This window comes from Pseudomonas sp. GM55 (assembly GCF_000282395.1).
In the GTDB taxonomy this organism is placed as follows: Bacteria; Pseudomonadota; Gammaproteobacteria; order Pseudomonadales; family Pseudomonadaceae; genus Aquipseudomonas; species Aquipseudomonas fluorescens_CC.
In genome coordinates this window covers 1-3504 of sequence record NZ_AKJJ01000158.1, presented here as the reverse complement: position 1 = coordinate 3504, position 3504 = coordinate 1, and the positions used below count along the sequence as shown (strand labels likewise).

Here is a 3504-nt window from a genome sequence, read left to right as displayed (position 1 = left end):
GCGAGCTCGCTCGCGATGGTCGTCAACGATAACGCGGTGAGCCTGATACCCCGCGGCGTTCTCGGGTTTATCGTCGGAACGCCGCCCGGAGCAAGCTCGCTCCTACAGGGTTTTGGTGTCAGTTTTTCAGACTGGCCTGAACCGTCGCCACGCCATCCTTGCCATCGAAACTGCTGACGCCCGCCAGCCAACGCTGCAAGTCCTCGGGATGCTCACGCAGCCATTTTTTCGCAACATCCTGAGCCGTCTGGCGCTCCATGATCGGCACCATCAACTGGCTTTCCTGGGCTGCAGTGAACGTCAGGTTTTCCAGCAGCCGATTGACGTTCGGACAGCGCTCGGCGTAATCCGGGGCAGTCACGCTGGAGACGGTTGCGGCGCCTTCATTCGGACCGTAGACATCTTCGCTGCCGGTCAGATAGGCGATGTTCATATTGATGTTCATCGGGTGCGGGGTCCAGCCGACGAATACCACGAACTCCTTGCGATTCACCGCCCGCTGCACGGCCGCCAGCATCCCGGCCTCGCCGGACTCGATCAGTTTGAAGTCCTTCAGGCCGAAGTGATTGGTCTCGATCATGGTCTTGATGGTGGTGTTGGCGCCGCTGCCTGGCTCGATGCCGTAGATCTTGCCGCCGAGCTGATCCTTGAAGCGGGCGATGTCCGCGAAGGTTTTCAGCCCGGCCGCCGCCACATAGTCCGGAACCGCGAGGGTGGCCTGGGCATCGGCCAGGCTCGGTTTTTCCATGACCTTCAGCTGATTGGCAGCCACGAACGGGGCGATATTTTTATCCATCGCCGGTTTCCAGTAACCCAGGAAGATGTCCAGGCGCTTGTCGCGGATGCCGGCGAAGATGATTTGCTGCACGGCGCTGGTTTGCCTGCTTTCGTAGCCGAGGCCGTTGAGCAGCACATCGGCCATGCCACTGGTGGCGATCACGTCGGTCCAGTTGACCACGCCCATGCGCACGGTTTTGCAGGAGGCGTCGTCCGCGGCCATGGCACCGGCGCTCAACAGAGCGGTGCCGCAGAAGATTGAGAGACAGCGGGTAAACAGTCTTTTCATCGGGATGATCTCGTGCGGCAGCGGATTATTGTCGGGCCGGTGTCTATGTGCACCGTGGCCGAAACATTACGCAGCAGACGAGCGGCAAAAGCGAACTGAGGCGACCGTGTTTTGCACGGTGGCGACTGTCTGTAGGAGCGAGCTTGCTCGCGATGGAGGACAACGATGACGCGGGCTGCCTGAATGCACAGGTTGACCTGACGTTTTTCGCGAGCAAGCTCGCTCCTACAGGGGTTATGCGTTGTAGTGTTTTTTGCCCCAGGCCAACAAGCCTTGCAGCAGTTCCTTCAATACCACCCGCGTCGGCTCCGCCAGATCCGCCCGATAACGGAATGGCTCGAACTCTTCCATGTAGGTGCACTGCCCCAGTTCCAGCTGCACGGCGTGGATGTTCTCGGCCGGGTTGCCGTAATGGCGGGTGATGTGGCCGCCCTTGAAGCGTCCGTTCAGCACGTGGGTGTAATTGTCATGACGCGCGCAGATCGCTTCGAGTTGCGTCGCCAACTGCGGATCGCAACTGGCGCCGTTGAAGGTGCCGAGATTGAAGTCCGGCAGTTTGCCGTCGAACAGGTGCGGGATCAGCGAGCGGATCGAGTGCGCATCGAACAGCAGCGCATAACCGAACTCGGCCTTCAATCGCGCCAGTTCCTGTTGCAGGGTGCTGTGGTACGGCGTCCAGATCTGTTGCAGATAGGTCGCACGCTCTTCTTTCGAAGGCTCCAGCCCTTCACGGAACAACGGCACGCCGTCGAACAGCGTGGCCGGGTACAGGCCGGTGGTCGCACCCACGTACAAAGGCTTGTCGTCCGATGGACGGTTCAGGTCGATGACGAACCGCGAGTATTCGGCAGCCAGGGTACTGGCACCCAGTTCAGCGGCGAAGTCATAAAGCTGCGGGATGTGCCAGTCGGTGTCCGGCAGACTTTTCGCCTGCGGGATCAACCCGGCCTCGACCGCCGGAGTCAGGCGCACGCCCGCGTGGGGCATGCTGATCAGCAGCGGTACGCGGCCTTGTTTGAAGTTCAGAACCTTATCCACAGCTGCTCTCCTACAGACTTGTCTCGACGCCGTGACGCACGACGCGTTTTTCCAGGTCGCCGCCCAGCCAGTACGACAGGTCGGCCGGACGATCGATTTGCCAGGCCACGAAATCCGCGACTTTGCCAGCTTCCAGCGAACCGTGGGTGTCGGCCATGCCCAGCGCGGTAGCGGCGTGGATCGTTGCACCGGCCAAGGCTTCTTCCGGGGTCATGCGGAAACAGGTGCAGGCCATGTTCAGCATCAGGCGCAATGACAGCGCTGGCGAGGTACCCGGATTGAGGTCGCTGGCAATGGCGATCTTTACGCCGTGCTTGCGCAGGGCTTCCATAGGCGGCAATTGGGTTTCGCGCAGGAAATAAAAGGCGCCGGGCAACAGTACTGCGACGGTGCCAGACTCGGCCATGGCGATGGCGTCGTCTTCGGTCATGAACTCGAGGTGATCGGCGGACAACGCGTGGTAACGCGCCGCCAGGCTCGAACCGTGCAGCGACGACAACTGCTCGGCGTGCAGTTTCACTGGCAAGCCCAGTTTCTGAGCGGTAATGAATACACGTTCAACCTGCGCCGGGGAAAACGCCAGGTACTCGCAAAATGCATCCACAGCGTCGACCAGCCCTTCGGCGGCCAGGGCCGGGAGCATGTCAGCGCAGATGTGATCGATGTAGTCGTCGGCGCGATCCTTGTATTCCGGCGGCAAGGCGTGAGCGGCCAGGCAGGTGCTGCGCACGCTGATTGGCAGTTCGGCGCCGAGGCGACGGGCGACCCGCAGCATCTTGCGTTCGTTGGCCAGGTCGAGGCCGTAGCCGGACTTGATTTCGATGCTGGTGACACCATCGCGCATCAGGCTTTTCAGGCGCTTGGCGGCGCTGGCGAACAGTTCGTCTTCGCTGGCCGCACGGGTGGCGCGCACGGTGCTGGCGATGCCGCCACCGCTGGCGGCAATTTCCGCATAGCTGACGCCTTGCAAGCGCTGCTCGAATTCGCCGCTGCGGTTACCACCGAACACCGTGTGGGTGTGGCAGTCGATCAGGCCCGGCGTGACCCAGGCCCCGTTCAAATCGTTGACCACCGGGTACTCGCCCGCCAGCAGGTCAGCGCGCGGGCCGATCCACTCAATGAGCGCACCGGACGTCACGATGGCCGCGTCCTCGATAATCGAGTAGACGCCTTGCGCCATGGTTGCAACGTGGCAGTGTTGCCAGAGGGTTTTCATCCCTTAGTCTCCACAAATTTCTAAATCGATTCGCTGGCAAGCCAGCTCCTACAGGGTTTGTAGGAGCCGGCTTGCCGGCGAAGGGGCCATCACAGGCTCGGCAGCAACTTCGCCGAAACCAGCTCGGTCAGGCAGCGCGACGCCAACAACTCCGTCGCCGCATTGATGTCCGGCGCAAAGAAGC

The 3504-nt window shown here is 61.6% G+C and carries 4 protein-coding genes; all 4 read right to left on the bottom strand.

What is annotated here, in order from left to right:
* Positions 1-118: 118 nt before the first annotated feature.
* Entirely contained in the window at positions 119-1066 is a 948-nt protein-coding gene (gene choX, locus PMI31_RS29350) for a choline ABC transporter substrate-binding protein (RefSeq protein WP_008023840.1), read from the bottom strand.
* 234 nt (positions 1067-1300) lie between these two features.
* On the bottom strand, positions 1301-2104 hold the full coding sequence (gene hutG, locus PMI31_RS29345) for an N-formylglutamate deformylase (protein WP_008023839.1): 804 nt from the start codon (positions 2102-2104) through the stop codon (positions 1301-1303).
* A 10-nt stretch (positions 2105-2114) separates the two neighbouring features.
* Entirely contained in the window at positions 2115-3320 is a 1206-nt protein-coding gene (gene hutI, locus PMI31_RS29340) for an imidazolonepropionase (protein ID WP_008023836.1), read from the bottom strand.
* 89 nt (positions 3321-3409) lie between these two features.
* On the bottom strand, positions 3410-3504 hold a 95-nt coding region (locus PMI31_RS31590; RefSeq protein ID WP_008023834.1), incomplete at its 5' end, for a hypothetical protein.

Excerpts from the sequence above, each read along its gene's own strand:
- hutI (WP_008023836.1), bottom strand. The coding sequence starts at position 3,320 with ATGAAAACCCTCTGGCAACACTGCCACGTTGCAACCATGGCGCAAGGC.
- choX (WP_008023840.1), bottom strand. The coding sequence starts at position 1,066 with ATGAAAAGACTGTTTACCCGCTGTCTCTCAATCTTCTGCGGCACCGCT.